Annotated in this window: 14 protein-coding genes; 7 read left to right on the top strand and 7 right to left on the bottom strand. The window is 65.2% G+C overall.

Annotated features, from left to right (window positions below; all coding sequences use genetic code 11):
* The first annotated feature begins 704 nt into the window (after window positions 1-704).
* Window positions 705-1,946: a TIGR03862 family flavoprotein gene (locus AC07Y9_RS18065; RefSeq protein ID WP_102679485.1), complete on the top strand. Its 1,242-nt coding sequence runs from the start codon at window positions 705-707 to the stop codon at window positions 1,944-1,946.
* A 178-nt stretch (window positions 1,947-2,124) separates the two neighbouring features.
* Here AC07Y9_RS18065 and rhlE1 read toward each other — a convergent pair whose 3' ends face one another.
* Window positions 2,125-3,459 carry an RNA helicase RhlE1 gene (gene rhlE1, locus AC07Y9_RS18060; protein ID WP_007930755.1) on the bottom strand — a complete coding sequence of 445 codons (1,335 nt, stop codon included), beginning with the start codon at window positions 3,457-3,459 and terminating at the stop codon, window positions 2,125-2,127.
* Between the two features lie 214 nt (window positions 3,460-3,673).
* On the opposite strand from rhlE1, the gene AC07Y9_RS18055 reads away from it, so the two are divergent.
* A complete protein-coding gene (locus AC07Y9_RS18055) occupies window positions 3,674-4,129 on the top strand; it encodes a hypothetical protein (protein ID WP_102679484.1) in 456 nt (151 codons plus the stop codon).
* A 69-nt stretch (window positions 4,130-4,198) separates the two neighbouring features.
* Here AC07Y9_RS18055 and yedA read toward each other — a convergent pair whose 3' ends face one another.
* Window positions 4,199-5,113: a drug/metabolite exporter YedA gene (gene yedA / locus AC07Y9_RS18050; protein WP_102679483.1), complete on the bottom strand. Its 915-nt coding sequence runs from the start codon at window positions 5,111-5,113 to the stop codon at window positions 4,199-4,201.
* A gap of 161 nt (window positions 5,114-5,274) precedes the next feature.
* On the opposite strand from yedA, the gene AC07Y9_RS18045 reads away from it, so the two are divergent.
* A complete protein-coding gene (locus tag AC07Y9_RS18045; RefSeq protein ID WP_007930752.1) occupies window positions 5,275-5,727 on the top strand; it encodes an Lrp/AsnC family transcriptional regulator in 453 nt (150 codons plus the stop codon).
* A 124-nt stretch (window positions 5,728-5,851) separates the two neighbouring features.
* Here the strand turns inward: AC07Y9_RS18045 and AC07Y9_RS18040 are convergent, their stop codons facing one another.
* From AC07Y9_RS18040 to AC07Y9_RS18030, 3 genes are all read right to left on the bottom strand, one after another.
* Window positions 5,852-6,463 carry a 3'-5' exonuclease gene (locus AC07Y9_RS18040; RefSeq protein ID WP_102679482.1) on the bottom strand — a complete coding sequence of 204 codons (612 nt, stop codon included), beginning with the start codon at window positions 6,461-6,463 and terminating at the stop codon, window positions 5,852-5,854.
* A 32-nt stretch (window positions 6,464-6,495) separates the two neighbouring features.
* Window positions 6,496-6,975, bottom strand: coding sequence for an NYN domain-containing protein (locus tag AC07Y9_RS18035; protein ID WP_007929138.1), 480 nt, complete (start codon window positions 6,973-6,975; stop codon window positions 6,496-6,498).
* Between the two features lie 138 nt (window positions 6,976-7,113).
* The gene (locus AC07Y9_RS18030; protein WP_007929140.1) at window positions 7,114-7,896 is read right to left on the bottom strand and encodes a DUF2076 domain-containing protein; all 783 of its coding nucleotides are present in this window, start codon (window positions 7,894-7,896) and stop codon (window positions 7,114-7,116) included.
* Window positions 7,897-8,075: 179 nt separating this feature from the next.
* Between AC07Y9_RS18030 and AC07Y9_RS18025 the strand changes: the two genes are divergently transcribed.
* Window positions 8,076-8,735, top strand: coding sequence for a DUF7847 domain-containing protein (locus AC07Y9_RS18025; protein ID WP_087091902.1), 660 nt, complete (start codon window positions 8,076-8,078; stop codon window positions 8,733-8,735).
* Window positions 8,736-8,824: 89 nt separating this feature from the next.
* Window positions 8,825-9,904, top strand: coding sequence for an endonuclease/exonuclease/phosphatase family protein (locus AC07Y9_RS18020; RefSeq protein ID WP_102679481.1), 1,080 nt, complete (start codon window positions 8,825-8,827; stop codon window positions 9,902-9,904).
* Window positions 9,905-10,002: 98 nt separating this feature from the next.
* On the opposite strand, the gene hrpB is transcribed toward AC07Y9_RS18020, so the two are convergent.
* Window positions 10,003-12,534 (bottom strand): ATP-dependent helicase HrpB, encoded by a 2,532-nt coding sequence (gene hrpB, locus AC07Y9_RS18015; RefSeq protein ID WP_102679480.1) that lies wholly within the window; start codon window positions 12,532-12,534, stop codon window positions 10,003-10,005.
* Window positions 12,535-12,651: 117 nt separating this feature from the next.
* On the opposite strand from hrpB, the gene pmcY reads away from it, so the two are divergent.
* Together pmcY and AC07Y9_RS18005 are read left to right on the top strand one after the other, a co-directional pair.
* Window positions 12,652-13,071, top strand: a complete 420-nt coding sequence (gene pmcY, locus AC07Y9_RS18010) for a periplasmic Zn2+ metallochaperone PmcY (RefSeq protein WP_102679479.1) — start codon at window positions 12,652-12,654, stop codon at window positions 13,069-13,071.
* 31 nt (window positions 13,072-13,102) lie between these two features.
* On the top strand, window positions 13,103-13,999 hold the full coding sequence (locus AC07Y9_RS18005) for a cation diffusion facilitator family transporter (protein WP_102679478.1): 897 nt from the start codon (window positions 13,103-13,105) through the stop codon (window positions 13,997-13,999).
* Here AC07Y9_RS18005 and AC07Y9_RS18000 read toward each other — a convergent pair.
* Window positions 13,993-14,991: a DUF6515 family protein gene (locus AC07Y9_RS18000; protein WP_102679477.1), complete on the bottom strand. Its 999-nt coding sequence runs from the start codon at window positions 14,989-14,991 to the stop codon at window positions 13,993-13,995. The two genes, AC07Y9_RS18005 and AC07Y9_RS18000, sit on opposite strands and share 7 nt — an antisense overlap.
* Window positions 14,992-15,333 lie beyond the last annotated feature (342 nt).

Genomic DNA, 15,333 nt, shown 5'->3' with positions numbered 1-15,333 from the left:
GCGTCTTACCCCCAACCGCTGTGGAGCCGCTTGTGGATAACCTGCGCGTAAGCCGCTGCACGCCAGGCAATACAAGCCCTCCAGCCCTCTGCTCATTTTTCGACCAACACCTGTAGCCGCTGCCGCAGGCGGCGATCGACCGGAACGATCGCTGGCGTCGGCACTGGCGCTGGAGGTCCTGCGGACCTATCGCAGCCTGCGGCAGCGGCTACGGAAACGGGGGCCGGTCGCGTCATCAGGTTGTCATCAAAAGCTGGGCGTCTTACCCCCAACCGCTGTGGAGCCGCTTGTGGATAACCTGCGCGTAAGCCGCTGCACGCCAGGCAATACAAGCCTTCCAGCCCGCTGCTTATTTTTCGACCAACACCTGTAGCCGCTGCCGCAGGCGGCGATCGACCGGAACGGTCGCTGGCGTCGGCACTGGCGCTGGAGGTCCTGCGGACCTTGCGCAGCCTGCGGCAGCGGCTACAAAAACTTTCATCAGGCGGTCATGGAATTGTGGGCGCCTTACCCCCAATCTCTGTGGAGCGGCTTGTGGATAACCTGAGCGCAAGCCTCTGCAGCCCATGGGATACAAGCCCTGCAGAGCACTGAACGTTTTTTGATCAACCCTCTGCATAAGCCGCTGCGGGACGCATGGAGCATTGGCGACGGGCCGGCCTCGGGTAGAATGCCTGGCTTATTCCGCCACGCCGCCGCCCGCCATGACCTTATCCCGCACCACCCTGCCCCATCACGTCGCCATTATCGGTGGTGGCCCCGCCGGCCTGATGGCGGCCGAGGTGCTGAGCCTGGCGGGCCTGCGCGTCGATCTCTACGACGGCATGCCATCGGTAGGCCGCAAGTTCCTGCTGGCCGGGGTCGGCGGCATGAACATCACCCATTCCGAGGCCTACCCGGCCTTCCTCTCGCGTTATGCCGAACGGGCCCCACAGATTGCCCCGCTGTTGCGCGAGTTCGGCAGCGAGGCGTTGTGCCAATGGATTCACGGCCTGGGCATCGAGACGTTCGTCGGCAGCTCGGGCCGGGTGTTCCCCACCGATATGAAAGCCGCGCCGCTGCTGCGCGCCTGGCTCAAGCGTCTGCGCGATGCCGGCGTGGTTATCCACACCCGCCATCGCTGGCTCGGCTGGAATGTCGATGGCAGCCTGCGCATCCACAGCCCGGAAGGCGAAAAATCGGTCCAGGCCGACGCCCTATTGCTGGCGCTGGGTGGCGGCAGCTGGTCGCGCCTGGGTTCGGATGGCGCCTGGATGCTGCCGCTGGAACAGCGCGGCGTGCAACTGGCGCCCCTGCAACCGAGCAACTGCGGGTTTGAGGTGCAGGACTGGAGCGATCTGCTGCGCAGCAAGTTCGCCGGCGCCCCGCTGAAGAACGTGGCCATTGGCCTGAACGACGACATCCCCCGCCTCGGCGAGTGCGTGATCACCACCACCGGGATCGAGGGCAGCCTGATCTACGCGCTGTCGGCGCCGATTCGCGAGGCAATCAACAAGCACGGCACCGCCACGGTGCATATCGACCTGTTGCCGGGCAAACCCCATGACCGGATCCAGGCCGCGCTGAGCAAGCCACGGGGCTCGCGCTCCATGGCCAAGCACCTGCACAGCCAGCTGGGCATCGATGGGTTAAAAGCCGCGCTCTTGCGTGAGCTGACCAGCGCCGACTGCTTCGCCGACCCGGCGCTGCTGGCCAAGGCGATCAAGGCCCTGCCGTTGACCCTGGTGAAAACCCGGCCCCTGGACGAAGCCATCAGCAGCGCCGGCGGCGTGACGTTCGAGGCCATGGACCAACGCCTGATGCTCAAGCAATTGCCCGGCGTGTTCTGCGCCGGGGAGATGCTCGACTGGGAGGCGCCCACCGGCGGCTACCTGCTCACTGCGTGTTTCGCCAGCGGGCGGGCAGCGGGGTTGGGGATGCTCGAGTGGTTGCGGGAAAAGGCCTGAGTCCGGCCTACGCCCTGTAGCCGCTGCCGAGCGAAGCGAGGCTGCGAACGGCCGCGCAGCGGCCGCCAAAGCAAACGACCCGGCTTCTCCAGGAGAACCGGGTCGTTTGGTTTTACGAGGACTGCGTCCTCGATCGCAGGCTGCGCCAGCGGCTATAGGGGCGGTGTTGGCCTCTGGCTTACGGCTTGCGCTTGCGCGGCCCGGTGTTGAACGCCGGCACCTTGCGCACCGGTTTCACCGCCGGGGCTTCGGCCACTTCGCCGCTGTCCACCCACTTGCCCAGGTTACGCTTGCCGCCACCGCCGGAAGTCTTGGGTTTCTTCGGTTTTTTCGGTTTCTTGATCACCTGGCCGCTGGCGTCGGTTTCCGGCACCCGGTGCTCCGGGATGAAGTCCGGTTCGTCGTGGCGCTTGAGGGTCTGGCGGGTCAGCATCTCGATGGCCGACAGCAGGTTCACTTCATCGGCGCACACCAGCGAGATCGCCTCACCGGTGGAGCCGGCGCGGCCGGTGCGGCCGATGCGGTGGATGTAATCCTCGGCGACGATCGGCAGGTCGAAGTTGACCACCAGCGGCAAGTCCTCGATGTCCAGGCCACGGGCCGCGACATCGGTGGCCACCAGGATCTGGATCTCGCTGGCCTTGAAGCGGTCCAGCGCCCGCTGGCGGGTAGCCTGGGGCTTGTCGCCATGGATGCCGTCGGCGTTCACGCCCTGGCCCTGCAGCCTTTCCACCAGCGCGTCCACGCCGTTGCGGGTCTTGGCGAACACCAGCACCTGCTTCCAGCGGTTCTTGCGCAGCAGGTGGCTGAACAGCTCCGGCTTGCGCTTCTTGTCCACCGTCACCACCCATTGCTTGACGGTGTTGGCGGCAACGTTGCGCGGGCTGACTTCGATGCTCAGCGGGTCGTTGAGCATCTGCCCGGCCAGCAGGCGGATGTCATCGGAGAAGGTCGCGGAGAACAACAGGGTCTGACGCTTTTTCGGCAGGGCGCGATAAATGTTCGCCAGCTCTTCGGAAAAGCCCAGGTCGAGCATGCGGTCGGCTTCGTCCAGCACCAGGGTTTGCAACTGGTTGAACTTCAGCGCGTTCTGGCGGAACAGATCGAGCAGGCGGCCCGGCGTGGCCACCAGCAGGTCAACGCCGCCGCGCAGCTTCATCATTTGCGGATTGATGCTGACGCCGCCGTACACCGCGTAAGTGCGCAGCGGCAGGTTCTCGGCGTACTGGCGCACCGCTTCGTGCACCTGTTCGGCCAGTTCGCGGGTCGGCACCAGAATCAGGGCGCGCACCGAGTTGGCGGAGACTTTCGGCCCTTCCATGGCCAGCAACTGCAACAGCGGCAAGGCGAAGCCGGCGGTCTTGCCGGTGCCGGTCTGGGCCGCGGCCATCAGGTCGCGACCGCCCAGCACCGCCGGAATGGCTTGCGCCTGCACCGGTGTCGGGGTCTGGTAGCCAAGCGTTTCGAGGGCGCGCAGCAAGGGTTCGATCAGGCCAAGAGTGGCGAATGTCATGGGGATACCGTAGGGAAATTGTCAGCGCAGGTGTGCAATGGGCGGCAGTTTACCCTAATTCAGGTGGGTTTCTTTCGGGCTGACGAGTTGCCCCGCAACAGGTCGCCAGCTGGCGGGCATGAAGAATGCGGGTGGACGCGCCTTGAGGTACGGGAGGAGAATTCAGTCCCTTTTTTCCCTATTGCACCTTTGAAGATCCAGGAGCCTGACCTGTATGGATACGCCCAACCCCTTCCAGACACCGACCGCCGAATTGCAGACCCCGGCGGCGACTGCGCCATTGCGCCTGTACAGCATCAACGCTGTCGGCCTTGCCACCTTCCTCGGCACTTCCGTGGCGGGGTCCTACATGATCGCCGCCAACCTCAAGGCGCTCGGCCGTGAAAGCGAAGTGAAGAAGGCCTGGTACATCGGTATCGGCCTGCTCATCCTGATGATGGTGCTGGGCGCGGTGCTGCCGGAAAGCGTTCCAGCCGTGGTCTTCGTACTGCCACCGCTTTTTGCGATGAACACTTACGCGCGCCAGCTCTTCGGTCCGGTCGTCATCGAACACAAACTCAGCAAGGGGCCTTTCTTCTCGTTGTGGCGCGTCGCCGGGATCAGCCTGCTGTTCATGCTGGTCTTCGTCCTGGTGCTGCTAGCGCTGGTGATGCTGTCCAACCCGGACTGAGTACGACAGGCTGGAACAAAAAACGCCGGGCAATGCCCGGCGTTTTTGATCATGCGCCAACAGGCCATTTCAAGCGGTGGCTTCTTCCTGTATCGCGGTGGCTTTTGGCTTGCGCCACTGCGGCAGGCCGATCAACACCACGGCACTGATGATCACCACCATCGCCAGTGCCTCCTCCAGGCCGATGGTCTCGCCGACAAACACAATCCCCAGCAGCACCGCTACCGCCGGGTTAACGTAGGCATAGCTGGTGGCCGCCGCCGGACGCACATGCTTGAGCAAGTACATGTAGGCGTTGAAGGCGATGATCGAGCCGAAGCCGATCAGGTACGCCAGGGCTACCCAGCCTTCGATCGGCGGAACGGCGGCCAGTTGCTCGCCGCTCAACCAGCTACCGATCAGCAGCACCACGCCGCCCACCAGCATCTCGACGGCACTGGCCATCGCCCCTTGCGGCAACGGCAGGTGTTTGCTCCACACCGAACCGAAGGCCCAGGCCGCCGCCGCGAACACCAGCAAGGCCGCGCCGGTCGGGCTCGACTGCAGGTTGGAGCCGAGGTTGAGCATGGCAATGCCGATCAGCCCGAGGACGATCCCGGCCCATTCCAGGCGAGTGTTGCGCGCGCCCCAGAAGTAACCGCACAGCAGGGTGAACAACGGCACCGTGGCCACCGCCAGGGCCGCCACTCCGGACGCCACGCCCATGTGTTCGGCGACAGTGACCGCGCCATTGCCGCAGCTCAGCAGCAGGATGCCGATCACCCCTGCCGCCCGCCATTGCGCCCAGGTCGGTGCCGGCGCCCCGCGCCAACGCAGGAAGCCGTACATCAGGCTGCCGGCGATAACGAAACGGATGCCGGCGAGCATCAGCGGCGGCCAGTATTCGACACCGATACGAATCACCAGGTAGGTCGACCCCCAGATCACGTACAACGCAAAAAAGGCGGCAATCAGGGGCAAGGGAAAACGGCGTAGGCCAGGCATGGGAAGCTCGAAGACAGGACGAGGGAGAGGGTTATTCTAGAAAGCCGGCCGGCGGAACTTAAGTTACAAAACCTGTTTAAAGCATCGGTACACTTTTCAAAACATGGAGATTCTGGCTATAAACCATGCTTTCGAAAGTCGCTGAGTTTGGGAGCCTTATCATGGATAAATATGACCGCATGCTCCTCGCCGCCCTGCTGGAAAATGGCCGGGCGAGCTACGCCGAGCTGGCGCGCAAGGTGAACCTCTCCGCCCCCGCCGTGGCCGAACGGGTGGCCAAACTCGAAGCCAGCGGAGTGATCACCGGTTACCAGGCCAAGGTCGACCTGGCCAAGCTCGGGCTGCCGATCCAGTGCGTGATCGAACTGCGCATGGCCCAGCACGGTAATCAGAAGGCCTATGACGAACTGAGCCGGATCCCACAACTCACCGAATGCCAGCGGGTCACCGGCGATCCGTGCGTGATCATGCGCGCCGCCGTCGGCTCGATGCCGGAGCTGGAAGAACTGATCAACCGGGTGGCGAAGTACGGGTTCAGCAAGACCTCGATCGTGCTCTCCAGCGCCATCGAACAGCGCGTGCCGCTGGGGCATCTGGAGAGCAACGGCAAGTGAACCCAGCCAGCACCGATCTGTAGCCGCTGCCGCAGGCTGCGATCGGCACCGAAGGAGACGCGCTCTTGAGGGCCTCGGAAGGCTCTTCGAGCCTTATCGCAGCCTGCGGCAGCGGCTACAGGAGTCAGGCGCCGCGATGGCGCTTGAGGTGTTCGCCGATCTTGGCGGCCGGCACTTTCTGCAATTTGCACAGGAAATCGTGGGACAGCTCGCGCAGCCCGTGTTTCTGCCGCAGCTCCAGCTCCAGGTGGGCGGTGAGGTTGGCGGCCATTTCCGCATCGGCCATGGCCCGGTGAGCCTGGCCGGTATGGGGCAAGCTGGCGAAACGGGTGAGGGTGCCGAGCTTGTGGTTGGGCGCCGCCGGCATCAGCCGTCGCGCCAGCAACAGGGAACAGGCGAAGTTCTGCAAGCGGGTGCGCTTGATCCGGCCGAGTTCGTAGTCCCAGAACTTCTGGTCGAACGCAGCGTTGTGCGCCAGCAGCGGCGTGGTGCCGACGAATTCGTTGACCTCGTTCATCACCTGCTCGGCCGGCGGCGCGCCGCGCAGCATGGCGTTGCTGATGCCGGTCAGTTGTTCGATGAAGGCCGGCACCCGCACGCCGGCGTTCATCAGGCTCTGGTAACGCTCGACGATGCGCCCCTGCTCAAGGATCACCACGGCGATTTCCGTGGCCCGGCAACTGCTGCTCGGGGAGATCCCGGTGGTTTCAAAGTCGATGACTGCGATGCGTTCCAAACCTGTCCAGCTCCGTACAAAAAATAGTCAGCTCAGCTTTTGAGCAGTAGCGCGCCTTCGATCGGCACGTAGCGCGTGGCCGCGCGAATCAGCGAATTGGCGGTCAGCCCCGGCACGCCATAGGCCACCGCTTCGACCCCGTGCTTGCTGATGATGCGCTCGAGCAACAGGTCGAAATCGCCATCACCGGAAGCCAGCACCACTTCGTCGACATGGGCGGCGGCGTCCATGATGTCGATGGTGATCCCCACGTCCCAGTCGCCCTTGGCCGAGCCGTCGCTGCGCTGGATATAGGGTTTGAGTTTTACCGTGAAGCCCAGGTTGCGCAGGATCTGCTGGAACTGCTGCTGCTTGCTGTCGCCCCGGTCGATCGCATAGGCGTAGGCCTCGACTATCTGCCCCTGCTGGCTGATATCGGCCCACAGGGCGGCATAGTTGAAGTGGCAGCCATAGGCCTGGCGCACGGTGTAATAGAGATTCTGGACATCGGCGAACACAGCGATTTTTTTCACCGCTTATCCTCATGGCGCTCACGCGCGCGAACTGGGCCGGGACTCAAACCCTGAAAAAGTCGCCCAGTATGCCAGCCAGAAGGAAGGTTCCGCGAATAATCGGTCCGGGACGCTGTTGCGTTCCGGACCGATGGCGGATCAGACGAAGGAATCGTCGTCGGAAAAGAACGAGCTGTCGTCGTTGCCGTAGTCGGCATCGCTGAAACCACCCTGGTCGTTGTTGCCCCAGGAGTCGTTGTTGGCCATGCGCTGCTCGTCATTGCCCCAGCCACCCGCGTTGTCGCTGGCGGGCGCCGGTTCTTCCTTGATCACTTCGACGATTTCCTGCGGCTGCTGGTTGCCGTGGAACAGGCTGCTGAGACCTTGCGCCAGCATCACGCCACCCGCCACGCCGGCGGCGGTTTTCAGCGCGCCGCCGAGGAAGCTGCTGCCAGCCGCGGCCGGAGCCTGCTGGGGTGGCGCGGCATAGTTTTGCTGGGGATAGCTCTGTTGCGGGTAGTTCTGCTGCGGCTGCGGATTGAACGCCGGCCGCGCCGGTTCGCGCCAGCCACCGCCGGACGAGGCCGGAGCGCTTTGCGTCGGCGCCGGCTGCGGATCGCGGGAACCGCTGCCGAAGATGCTCGAAAGGAAGCCGCCACCGCTGCTGGGCGCCGGCGCCGCGGCCTGGGATCTGGCCTGCTGCAACTCGGCCTGCAGTTGCTGGACTTGCTGGGTGAGTTGCTTGTTCTGCTCGTCGAGGCTCTTGATTGCCGCCTCTTGCACCAGAATCGCCTGGGTCATGAAATACCCGGCGGCAGGCTGCCGGGTCAGATGCTCCTTGATCCGCGCCTCAGCCTGGGCGTCGCGCGGGGCTGAATCCTTCTCGGCTTGCTGCAACCGTGAAAACAGTCCATCGATCAGGGTTTGCTCTTCGCTGTTCATGGCGACCTCTTTAGATTGCCGGTAAAAAACGGGGCCTTGTCGTCATGCACAAGGTGCAACCAGTAATGGGGCTGCCCAGCGAGCTTTCAATGGCCTTTACCTAACGTTTACGTTTGCTCGCCCCGGGGCTGCATCGGTTAAAGTGTCCAACCGCTTTTTGTGATCTGCGATAACCACTGATGAATCCGTTAACCGTTCTGCGCGACTCCCTGTACTTCTGCCAGCGCAACCTGGGCCGTATCGTCCAACTGTGCCTGCCGCTGGTGGTCCTCGAAGCGCTGCTGCAGCAGGCGGTCGACAGCTCGCTGGGCCCCGAGGCCTTTCCCGGCTACAGCGTGATCGTCGGCCTGCTGATCTACCCGCTCTACACCGGGGTACTGATCCTGTTTCTCGATGCCCGCAGCCGTGGCGAATCGCCATTGGCCCGCGACCTGCTCGCCGCGACCGTCAGCCTGTGGCCGCGCTTTGCCCTGCTGACCGCCATCAACACCCTGCTGATCCTGCTGGGCCTGTCGCTGTATTTCCTGCCCGGGCTGTGGCTGATGGTGACCCTGGCCTTCGCCGAATACCTGCTAGTGCTCAAGGGCCTGCAACCACTGGCCGCGATCAAGGAAAGCTTCCGCCTGACCCGCGGGCACTTCCTGCGGATCCTGGTCTGCATCCTGGCCGTGATGGCCCCGTTGTGGGTGCTCAAGGGCGCCAGCCTGGCGGCGTACCCCGAGCCGGGTCCGATGCTGTCGCTGCTGATCGAAAGCGCCCACAGCTTCCTGCAGTTGTTCACCAGCGTGGTGGTATTTCGCCTGTTCATGCTGATCGGCGACTCGCCTGACCGGCAATGACCCCGGGGGCCGACCGCTCTACCCCTTGGGCCGCGGCCCCGCTCTCGGTTATGCTCGGGCTCAATCCAGCAACGCCATAAGCCGAGCCGATGCCCCGCCTATTTCGCTTCATCCTCCTGGGCCTGCTGATCAGCGCAGGCCTGTTGTCAGCCCTGGTCTACAGCCTGACCTGGCGCCCCGACGCCAAGGAGTCGCTGCCGGTCGCCTGCACCGGCAAGGTGCCCAGCCTGGTGCCGGGCCAGGCACTGAAGGTGATGACCTGGAACGTGCAGTACCTGGCGGGCAAGCGCTACGTGTTCTGGAACGACCAGGCCCGGGGGCCGGACGAGCGCCCGACCCCGGAAGACATGGCCTTCAGCCTGGACGAAGTGGCCCGGGTGATTCGCGATGAACAGCCGGACATCGTGCTGGTGCAGGAGCTGGACGACGGCGCCAAGGCCAGCGACTACCAGGACCAGCTCAAGCTGCTGCAGGAACGCCTGACCGACCTGTATCCCTGCAGCACACAGGCCTTCGACTGGAAGGCCGACTTCGTACCCTCCCCGCACATCTTCGGCAGCGTTGGCCGGCAACTGGCGACCTTGAGCCGCTACAACATCGAACACGCCGAACGCCTGCAATTGCCGGTGCCCGAGGCCAATCTCCTCAGCCGCCAGTTCCAGCCGAAAAACGCCGTGCTGGTGAGTTACCTGCCGTTAAGCGACGGCGGGCAGATGGCAGTGCTCAATACCCATCTGGACCGCGCGACGAAACCCGACGACACCCTGCAAGCCCAGGTGAACGCGGTCACCAGGATCCTCGACCGCTTCGAAGCCCGTGGCACGCCCTGGCTGATCGGCGGCGATTTCAGCCTGCTGCCCCTGGGCCAGTACCAGCGGCTCGCCCCCGAGCAACGCACGCCCTACTCCGCCGACAGCGCGCTGCACACGCTCTGGGACAAGTACCCGATGATCCCCACCAACAACGAGGCCAGCGGCATCGACCGCGCCCTGTGGCTGACCCACTACCCCAACGACCCGGCCCTGAGCGGCCCGGATCGCACCGTCGACTACCTGTTCCACAGCCCGCGGCTCAAGCGAGTCGAGGCCCAGGTACGGCAGGACGACACCCTGCGCATCTCCGACCACCTGCCACTGATCGCCCGCTTCCTGCTGCCCGCCGCGCCGTAGCCGCTGCCGCCGATCGGCCGGAACGGTCGCTGGCGTCGGCACTGGCGCTAAAGGTCCTGCGGACCTATCGCAGCCTGCGGCAGCGGCTACACACTGGGTTACTTGCGCGGTTTGGCGCGGGCCGTGGCTTCGGCCACCAGCGGGTCGTCCGGCCAGTAGTGTTTCGGGTAACGGCCCTTGAGGTCCTTCTTCACCTCGGCGTAGGTGCTGCGCCAGAAGTTCGCCAGGTCCTGGGTGACCTGCACCGGCCGTCGCGCCGGGGACAGCAGATGCAGCTTGACCACCTGCCGTCCGCCAGCGATCCGCGGTGTCTCTGCCAGGCCGAACAACTCCTGCAGGCGCACCGCGAGAATCGGCGGTTGTTCACTGTAATCAAGGCGGATCGACGAGCCGGACGGCACCGTCAGGTGGTGCGGCGCCAGCTCGTCCAGGCGCTGTGGCAACGGCCAGGGCAACAGGCTGTGGACAATGCTGGCCAGTTCCAGGTTGGCGAAGTGGCTGAGGCGCGAAACCTTGCCCAGGTACGGCAGCAGCCAGCTTTCCAGGCTCTTGAGCAGCGCCGCATCACTGACGTCCGGCCACTGGCTTTCGCCCTTGGCCTCTAGATCGAGCTGGCGCAACAAGGCCACCCGGGCCTGCCACTGGCGCAGCTCCGGGGTCCAGGGCAACAGTTCCAGGCCCTTGCGCCGCACCAGGTTGACCAGCGCCTGGCAGCGCGCCGCCTCGTCCAGGCCGGTCAGCGGTTCGCGGCTGAGCACCAGTTCGCCGACCTTGCGCTGGCGCTCGGCACGCAACACTCCTTCGCGCTCGTCCCAATCAAGCTGATCGACGCAGCGCACCTGCTCGGCCAGGACCGAGTCGAACAGCGCCGGGTCGAAATCCGCCGCCAGGTAGATGCGCTCTTCCCGCTGCCCCTGGCGACTGCCCAGGTCGGCGATCACCAGCCAGGGTTGCTTCATCAGGCTGTCGGTCTCGCTGAACAGCGCCGCGCGGCCGTTGGCCAGCCGGTATTCGGCGCCGCCGGGACGACGTTGCTGGGCGACCCGATCCGGATAGGCCAGCGCCAGCAAGGCGCCCAGCCAGCGCGGATGATCCGGGTCCGCCACCGCCTGGCTTGGTTGTCCGCGCAGATAACCACGGTATTGCCGGGCCAGCTGCCGAGCCCGCTGGACCCCGCCCTGGGCGCCACGGGCCGCGCGCTCTTCGCCGGACAGCAGCACCAGGCGGCTATGCAGGTCGGCACCGCCGCCACGCAGGATGTCGCGCTCGCCGAGCAAGGCGGCGACGTCGCAGGCCATGTTCGCCAGCCCCAGGGCCTGGCCCCGCAACAGCAGATGGGCAATGCGCGGATGGGCCGGCAACTCGGCCATTGCCTGGCCATGGGGCGTCAGCTTGCAGTCCTCGCCAGCCGTGGCCGTCAGCGCTCCGAGGCGTTCGAGCAAGTCCTGGGCCTGGGCATAGGCCGCGCCGGGTGGCACATCCAGCCACACCAGTTGCGCCGGTGTCACACCCCAGCGCGCCAGTTGCAGGGCCAGGCCCGCCAGGTCCGCCTGGAGAATCTCCGCGCTGCCATAGGCCGCCAACTGTTCATGCTGGTCCTGGGACCACAGGCGATAGCACACACCCGGCTCCAGGCGCCCGGCCCGACCGGCGCGCTGGGTGGCGCTGGCCCGGGAAATACGCTGGGTGTCGAGACGGGTCATGCCGCTGCCCGGGTCGAAACGCGGCACCCGCGCCAGCCCGGCGTCGACCACCACGCGCACGCCGTCGATGGTCAGGCTGGTCTCGGCGATATTGGTCGCCAGCACCACTTTGCGCTTGCCGGGCGGGGCCGGCTCGATGGCCGCGCGCTGTGCCGCCAGGTCCAGTTCACCGTGCAGCGGACAGAGCAGAATCTCCGGGCGCTCGCCCAGGGCGTCGGCCAACTGCTGGTGCACCCGACGGATCTCGGCCTGCCCCGGCAAGAACACCAGGACGCTGCCGCTTTCATCGTTCAGCGCTTCAAGAAGGGTCTGCACCAGCCGCGGCTCGATGAACTCGCCCGGCTGGAAGGGCCGCCCCCAGCGCACATCGACCGGGAACATGCGGCCTTCGCTGCGCAAGATCGGTGCGTTGTCCAGCAGCCCCGCCAGGCGCTCGCCTTCCAGGGTCGCCGACATCAGGAGGATTTGCAGCGGCTGCTCATCGCGAAACAGATCGCGGCCATTGAGACTCAAGGCCAGGGCCAGGTCGGCGTCGAGGCTGCGCTCGTGGAATTCGTCGAAGATCAGCAAGCCGACGCCTTCCAGCGCCGGATCGTCTTGCAGGCGGCGGGTCAGGATCCCCTCGGTAACCACCTCGATGCGGGTGTTCGGGCCGACCTTGCTATCCAGACGGATGCGGTAGCCCACGGTTTCGCCGACCTTTTCCCCCAGTTCGCTGGCCAGTCGCTCGGCCGCCGCCCGCGCCGCCAGGCGCCGCGGTTCGAGCATGAGAATGCGTTGTCCGGCCAGCCAGGGTTCGTTCAACAGGGCCAAAGGCACACGGGTGGTCTTACCGGCGCCGGGCGGTGCTTCGAGCACGGCCTCGTGGCGTGTCGCCAGGGCTTCACGCAGGGCGGGTAAAACTTCATCAATTGGCAAAGAATTCATACTGGCTCCCAAACAGAGGCGCGAGTATAACGGCGAACTGCCTGGCGTTAATCACGGTCTGAATTCATACCGGCAACGCTTCAGCCTTGCTCTTTCGTGTCTGTTCAGGAGATTTACATGCGTATTCCTTTCCGCATCATCGGTGGCGTCCTGGTTGCCACCCTGCTGACTCAGCTCACCGCCTGCGGCTCGATCTTCTTCCCCGACCGGCGCGGCCAGATCGACGGCAAGATCGACCCGCTGGTAGCTGTGCTCGACGCCGTGGGCCTGCTGTTTTATGTGATCCCGGGGCTGATCGCCTTTGGCGTCGACTTCGCCACCGGCGCCATCTACCTGGAACCGGGCAAGACCGCGCAGGTCGACCCGCACAAGCTGCAGCAAGCCATAGGCGCCGACGGCCAGGTCAATAACCACAAGTTGCAGGCTATCCTCGAAAGCGAGCTGGGCCGCAGCTTCCCTCTGGACGATCCACGCCTGATCCAGCACAAGGGCAGCGCGCAGCAACTGGCCCTGTACGGTCTGCAACCGGCAGCCTGACCCTCACGTTTCTTGAAGGAACAAGCCTTGTATGAGCAGTAGCCCGGAACACGCACGCCTGTTGCGCCTGGCCACCCGCGCCTCGCTGGCGGTGGCCAGTATCCTGATCGTGGCCAAGGCCATCGCCTGGTGGCTGAGCGGCTCGGTCAGCCTGCTGGCCGGCCTCACCGACTCGCTGCTCGATGGCGCCGCGTCGTTCCTCAACCTGCTGGCCGTGCATTACGCCCTGCGCCCGGCCGACGAAGACCACCGCTACGGCCACGGCAAGGCCGAATCGCTGTCGGGCATGGCCCAGGCGCTATTCATCGCGGTGAGCGCGGTGCTGATCGGGGTACAGGCCGTCGAACGCCTGCAGAACCCCGAACCGCTGGGCGCGCCCTGGATCGGTATCGGCGTGATGCTGTTGTCGCTGGCGCTGACCGTGGCGCTGCTGATGGTGCAATACCGGGTGATCCGCGAAACCGGCTCCACCGCGGTACGCGCCGACTCGCTGCACTATCGCTCCGACCTGCTGCTCAATGGCAGCATCCTGCTGGCGCTGGTGCTGGCCAGTTTCGGTTGGCAGCAACTGGACGCCTGGTTCGGCCTGGCGATTGCCGTCTACATCCTGTGGAGCGCGATCCAGATCGCTCGGGAAAGCGTGGCGGTGCTGATGGATGAGGAACTGCCGCCCGAGGTCAGCCAGCACATGCTGGAACTGGTATGCGCCGTGCCCGGGGTACTCGGTGCCCATGACCTGCGCACGCGGATTTCCGGCAACCACTGGTTCGTGCAACTGCATCTGGAGTTACCGGGGGAACTGACCCTGTCGGTGGCCCACGGCATCAGCGATCAGGCCGCCGAGGCGATCCATACGGCCTATCCGCGGGCCGAGGTGCTGGTGCACGCCGACCCGCAGGAAGCGGTGCTCGCCGCCCGGGCTCAGTAAGTCACCTGATAGCCGCGCGAGCTCAAGCAGCCGCCCTGGGCCTGGCGGTAGGTCTGGACCACCTGCGGCGCCGGGGGATAGGTCATCGCCGCCGGGTCGAAGCCGCTCTGCTGCACCGCCCAGCGATAACAGTCGTAGCGGTCCTGATTGATCTGCTGCGGGCTCTGTCCGCTGACCGGGTAGGCCAGCACGTTGTAATCATTGCCGGCCTGCGGCGGCGGGCTGGCCACCGGCGGCTCGACCACTACGTACTGCTGGGTACTGGCCTCGTAGATGTAGTAGGCGCCCGCGGCCAGGAAGAACAGCGCACTGCCGATCCACACCTCGCGCGCGTAGTCCGGCAGGTAGGCCACGCGAATCCCGTAGGGTGGGCGCACCACAACGTAACGCGGCCCCTCTGGGCGGTACCAATAGCCACCGGAGAAGTAATAGTCCCGGCCGCGATAAGGCACACGGTAATGCCGGTCCGGAAAACGATCGATCACATAACCCGGCCGATATTGCGGGCCTGGCCCCCAGCCATTGCCACGACCCTCCGGACGGCCCGGCCAGCGATAGTCGTAGGGACGCGAGCCCGGCCCGCCGGCCTGCCAATGCGGGTTGTAGTCGTTGCGGCGCGGGATGTCCTGGTAATAACCCTGGCGCGGTTCCTGGGTCTGGCGGACGGTATCGGGGCGGCCCTGGATCGGCAGGTTGGCGGACGGCTGTGCCGGTCGTCCCCGCCCTTGATCATTCGGCCCGTGGTTCTGCCAGCGCCCGTTCTCGACGTTGCGCTCGAACTGCTGGCTGTTGTCGCCGCGAATGATTTCAGTCTGCGGGCGCGACTGATGGCTTTCGCCTCGCCCCTGGCCGTTTCCCGGATACCCGTCGTCACTGCGCTGGCCGCCATTGGACCAACCACGGCCGTCATTGCGGTCATCGGCAAGCCCCTGCGCACTGACGCTCACACAGAGCAAACCAACACCTGCCAAACGCCAGATGCGCGATTTCATGCTATTCCTCACTACGGATGGGGGCCTGTAGATAAGACTGGAAAAGCCCAGGCCGGTTCTGCCACAGGTTATCAGTCGCAACACTTATTTATTGAGGCGCCACGGGATATTTCCTGGCGCGCAGGCAATAAAAAAGGGGGACCCGTCGGTCCCCCTTTGAGAATTTCGTCCGTGCTCGACGCTTATGGCGCCGGCTCACCTCACGCCGTCTTCTGGACAGTGTGTAGCCCGGGGGCCGGCTCAACCCTGTGGGATTGGCGGCCGCGGCAGGCCTGATTCGGCGGGCCGCAGTGGACTCTATGTCCGGGCAGTGATTCTGGTGATAAGAATAGGCCTGGCGCG

It is taken from the genome of Pseudomonas sp. GW456-L12 (assembly GCF_059424045.1).
The sequence above is the reverse complement of the archived record's forward strand: the minus strand, read 5'-3'. Positions and strand labels throughout refer to the sequence as shown.